The organism is Nonomuraea antri, from assembly GCF_013283785.1.
Taxonomy (GTDB): domain Bacteria; phylum Actinomycetota; class Actinomycetes; order Streptosporangiales; family Streptosporangiaceae; genus Nonomuraea; species Nonomuraea antri.
In genome coordinates, this window is the sequence record NZ_JABCPZ010000407.1 from 1 (window position 1) to 4832 (window position 4832).

Annotated in this window: 4 protein-coding genes; 2 read left to right on the top strand and 2 right to left on the bottom strand. The window is 72.8% G+C overall.

The window, feature by feature from the left end; all coding sequences use genetic code 11:
• Positions 1-1726: AfsR/SARP family transcriptional regulator (locus HII36_RS53335; protein ID WP_173531053.1), on the bottom strand; the 1726-nt coding region annotated here is incomplete at its 3' end.
• A gap of 86 nt (positions 1727-1812) precedes the next feature.
• Here HII36_RS53335 and HII36_RS53340 point away from each other — a divergent pair.
• Positions 1813-2727, top strand: a complete 915-nt coding sequence (locus HII36_RS53340) for a M23 family metallopeptidase (RefSeq protein WP_173531054.1) — start codon at positions 1813-1815, stop codon at positions 2725-2727.
• 67 nt (positions 2728-2794) lie between these two features.
• On the opposite strand, the gene HII36_RS53345 is transcribed toward HII36_RS53340, so the two are convergent.
• The gene (locus tag HII36_RS53345; protein WP_173531055.1) at positions 2795-3610 is read right to left on the bottom strand and encodes an FKBP-type peptidyl-prolyl cis-trans isomerase; all 816 of its coding nucleotides are present in this window, start codon (positions 3608-3610) and stop codon (positions 2795-2797) included.
• 122 nt (positions 3611-3732) lie between these two features.
• Between HII36_RS53345 and HII36_RS53350 the strand changes: the two genes are divergently transcribed.
• On the top strand, positions 3733-4779 hold the full coding sequence (locus tag HII36_RS53350) for a DUF2293 domain-containing protein (RefSeq protein WP_173531056.1): 1047 nt from the start codon (positions 3733-3735) through the stop codon (positions 4777-4779).
• Positions 4780-4832: the final 53 nt, after the last annotated feature.

Genomic DNA, 4832 nt, shown 5'->3' on the forward strand with positions numbered 1-4832 from the left:
GTGGGGTGAGGGTGGGGCCGCGTTCCAGGGCGTGGCGGCGGATGAGGTCGGGGACCCGGTAGCGGGGCTGGCCGACCGGGTCGGTGCCGGCCAGGTCCAGCAGGTTGACGTCCACCAGCAGGTCCGTGACGTCGTCCGCGCGGTCGCGGCCGAGTGCGGCGTCCACCACCCAGCCGGGCTGGGCGGCGCCGCCGAGCAGCCCGAGCGTGACGAGCGTGCGCGCGGCCTCGCCGCTCAGCCGCAGGTAGCCGCGGTCGAGACTGGCCCGGACGTCCTTGAGCTCGCCCAGCCAGTCCTCCTCCAGCCGCCTGGCCAGCACGGACAGCGACCACCCCGGCCGGGCGGCGAGCCGGGTGCCGGCGTTCCTGACCGCCAGCGGCAGCCCGCCGCAGGCCGCCACGATGGCCAGCGCGGCCTCCCGTTCGCGGGCCACCCGCTCGGCGCCGGCGATCGCGGCGAGCAGCCGCAGCGCCTCACCCGTCGTCAGCTCACCGAGGTCGATCCTGAGCGCTCCGGGCAGTTCGGTGATCCTGCGCCTGCTGGTCACGATCACCGCGCTGCGATTGCCCGGCAGCAGCGGGCGTACCTGGGCGGCGTCGTCGGCGTCGTCGAGCAGCATCAGCATCGGACGTTCGGCCAGCAGCGTCCTGAGCAGCGCCGAGCGCTCGCCCACCGTGGCCGGGACGGGCCGCGCGCCGAGCGCCCGCAGCGCCTCGGCCAGCAGGTCGGCGGGGTCTCTGCCGTCGAGCTCCAGGTGGAGCTGCCCGGCGGGGTAGCGTTCGCGCAGCGCGTGGGCCGCGTGCACGGCCAGCGCCGTCTTCCCCGTCCCCGGCGCCCCGGAGATCACGGCCACCGAGAACGGCTCGGCCAGCGCGGCCAGCGCCTCGGCCTGGCCGACGAAGTCCGGCAGATCGGGCGGAAGCTGCCGGGGTGGAAGCTGCCGGGGCTGCGGCTGCTCCCCCAGCCGATGCTCCCCCGGCCGCTGCTCCCCCGGCCGCTTGCCGTGCGCGGCGGTCTTTGCGGGGTGCGGGAGCGGCGGGTCGTCGGCGAGGAGGGTTTCGTGGACCTCGCGGAGTTCCGCGCCAGGCTCCACCCCGAGCTCGTCCACCAGCCGTTCGCGCACCGCCGCGTACGTCCGCAACGCCTCCGCCTTGCGCCCGCACCGGTGCAGGGCGAGCAGCAGCCCGCACCACAGATCCTCCCGGTAGGGCTGCTCGGCCAGCAGCGCGCGCAGCCCGGCGATGGCCCCGGCCTGGTCGCCGTGCTCGATCCGCTGGCCGATCAGGGCTTCGGCGGCCCGCAGGCGTACCTCCTGGAGCGCTTCGACGCGGCGGTCCCACAGCGGGCTGCCCGGCAGGTCGCACAGCGGGGCGCCACGCCACAGCGCGAGCGCTTCGGCGTACCGCGCGCGGGCCGCCAGCGACTCGAAGGCCAGCAGGTCGAGAGCGTCGTCGGGGACGTCGATGGCGTAGCCCGCGCCGTCGCCGCGCAGCAGCCCGGAGCCGAGGTCGGTGCGGAGCGAGCTGACGTAGGTACGCAGGTTGGCCTGGGCTGAGCGCGGCGGCCGGTCCGGCCAGAGGACTTCGGCCAGCCGGTCGGCGCCGACCACCCGGCCGGCGTCCAGCAGCAGGGTGGCCAGCAGCAGGCGCGGCTTCCTGCCGGAGATCCGCAGGGGACGCCCCGCGGACCGGACCTCCAGCGGCCCGAGCACGTGAAATGTGAGCATGACACCCGCCTGTATGGATTTTGGACGTTTCTTGTGCGGCTGGTGCAGACCCTGGTGTCAGAGATCCCACGGGAAAGGATCACCCCATGAAGCTCAGCGGAGCAATGGTCGCGGGCCTCGCGTTAGTCCTCAGTCTCGGAACGACCCCAGCAGCCGCCGCCGACCCGGAGACGGGCACCGAGCAGGCGCAGATACTCGCCACGAACTTCCAACTGCCGTTCCCCTGCGGCCAGACCTGGACCGGCAACTCCAGCGCGAGCAGCGCGCACCAGTCATGGGAGATCGACTTCAACCGGGGCGGCAGCGCCGACGCCGACCTCGGCGACCCGGTGGTGGCCGCGGCGGCGGGCACCGTGGTGATCTCGGCGCACCAGGGTTCGACGAACGGCTTCGGCAACCTGGTCAAGATCGACCACGGGAGCGGCTGGTCCACGTACTACGCGCATCTGAACGTGCGTTCCGTCAGCGCCGGCCAGGCGGTGTCGCAGGGCCAGCAGATCGGCACGGTCGGCAAGACCAGCAAGCCGGGCAACAACATCAGCGCCCACCTGCACTACGAGGTGCGCCTGGGCAGCAGCTACCCGTCGAACATCCAGAAGGCGGTGTTCAACGGCGTCACGTTCGGCTACCCGGCGCAGACACTGGCCTCGAAGAACTGCGGCGGATCCAGCACGAACCCGTACACGCCGCAGGAGGCGTGCGGATCGGGCTACGGCGTGGTCGACTCGGCCGGGCTGGGCACCAGCGGCACGGTCTACCTGCTCTACAACAGCGGCAACGGCAACAACTGCGTGGTGACGATGAAGTCCACGTCGCTCGGCACGCCCACGGCGACCACCGCCTACCTGGAGGTCCAAGGCAGTACCAGGAAGACGGACTCCGGGAACTACGGCTACTACGCCGGGCCCGTCTACGCCTACGCGCCGGGCAAGTGCGTCAGGTGGGGCGGCAAGGCCGGGTCCTCGGTCTACGACAGCCCCTTCGAGCACTGCGGCTCGTAACCCGTAGTCGCAGGTGAACGGTCGGCGTGGGGGTCCGCGCCGGCCGTTCGTCGTCGTCGTCCGGCGCTCAGAACTCCGGGGTGAGCGTGTCGAGGACGTCGATGACGTACAGCTTGGGCCCGCCGGCGCCGTCCGCGGCCGGGGCCGGCACCGCCAGGCGGCTGCCGACGTGCTGTCCGACCAGCGCGTCCAGCCAGGCGGGCGGGACCGAGCCGGGCTTCAGCGTGAAGGCGCTCGGCCCGCCGCGCCGATAGGACGAGTCCACGACCGTACGCGAGGGCCACTTCGCGGCCACGTACTGGATGACCACCTTCGACCCGGCCCGCACCTCGGCCCCCGAACCGTCGATGAGCGTGCGCGGCCGGTCGGACGGCGTGAGGTCGGCGGGCACCGCCGGCAGCGTGCGGCCGACCAGTCTGGCGTCCGGCGGGTAGCCGCCCAGGATGTCGAAGACCAGCACCAGCGTGTCGGACGGCGATACGCCGGTCAGCGGCACGTTCGGGGCCAGGGCCTCGGCCGCCGGGCTGACCAGCATGATCCGGCTGCCCGCCGGACGGCCGATCAGCGACCTGCGCCAGGTCTCCGCCACCTGCCGCCCGTCGAACACCACCGTCGTGGGCTGGTTGCCGTCGTAGGTGTTCATGTACGGCTGGCCCGACCAGCGCCTGATGTCCACGTCGGCCAGCACCACGTCCCCGGGCAGGGTACGCCGCCCGGTCCCGGTCGACAGGACGGTGATCCGCGGCGTACGTCCCGGCTTGCCCTTGGGGATGGTGACCAAGGGCTTGCTGCCGAACGTCCCGGTGACGACGGGCAGCGAGCCGTCGTCGGTGAGGCCGCACGAGGCGGCGAACACGAGCAGGGCAGGCCAGATCAGGCGCACGATTCCCCCAAAGGTCCCAGATCCGAGGAGGTACGTTGCCGCGTTAGTCAAAAGCGAAGCCACGCGGCCGCCTATCTCACGACAAAGCTCCGGCAGCGATTCCCAGCGGGGAAAATGGAGGGGTGAGCAAGCCGAACCTGGCGCGCAGGGTCGCCGAAGCTGCCGAGATCGCGCTGACCACCCGGAAGTACGTGACGTTCATCGACGTGGTCACCGGATTGCGCTGGCTGCACTCGCGGCACGTCGACACCTGGCGGCAGGGCCGGGCCGCCACGCTGGCCGAACTGGCCGCCGTCGACGAGGACCGCCTGCTCACCACCGCCGCGCTGCTGAAGGACTGGGCGCTGGCCAAGGGGCTGCGGCCGGTGGAGACGCCGTACGTGGCAGGCACCCGCGACCGGCGGGAGCTGCGGTTCACCGCGGGGCACGAGCAGGAGCCGTTCCGGGTGCACTGGTTGTCGCCCGACCTCAGCGAGTCGCGGGTACGCCAGATCACCGAGCGCCAGAGCAAGGCCCCCGACCTGGTCGCGGTGTCGCCGCTGGAGACCTGGACGTGCGCGGGCTGCGGCGACACCGGCCCTTACCTGATCATGGAGGACGACCGGCCGCACTGCCTGACCTGCGCGGACCTGGACCATCTGGTGTTCCTGGCGGCGGGCAACGCGGCGCTCAGCCGGCGGGCCAAGCAGGAGAGCCGGCTGTCGGCGGTGGTGGTGCGGTTCAACCGGCGGGCCAAGCGGTTCCAGCGGCTGGGGCTGCTGGTGGAGGAGTCCGCGCTGGCCGCGGCCGAGGACCGCTGCCTGGCCGACGAGGAGGTGCGGCTGCGGCGGCGCGAGCGCGACAGGGAGCGGCGGGCCGAGCAGGACGTGGAGTACCAGGCTGCGATGGCGGCCGAGATCGCCCGGCTCTTCCCCGGCTGCCCCGCCGAGCGGGCCGGCGAGATCGCGGTGCACGCCGGGCAGCGCGGGAGCGGGCGGGTCGGGCGGTCGGCGGCGGCGCGGGCGCTGGACGAGAACGCGATCACGTTGGCGGTGATCGCGTCCATTCGGCATCTGGACACCGATTACGACCGGATGTTGATGGCGGGGGTGCCTCGGATGGAGGCTCGGGAGCGGATCAAGGGACGTATCGAGGACACGCTGAACCGCTTCCGGCGCGCTCCGGACTGACGGCCTGGGGGTGGCCGGCGTCCCTTTGGGTGAGGGGGCTCTTGGGTCAGGGG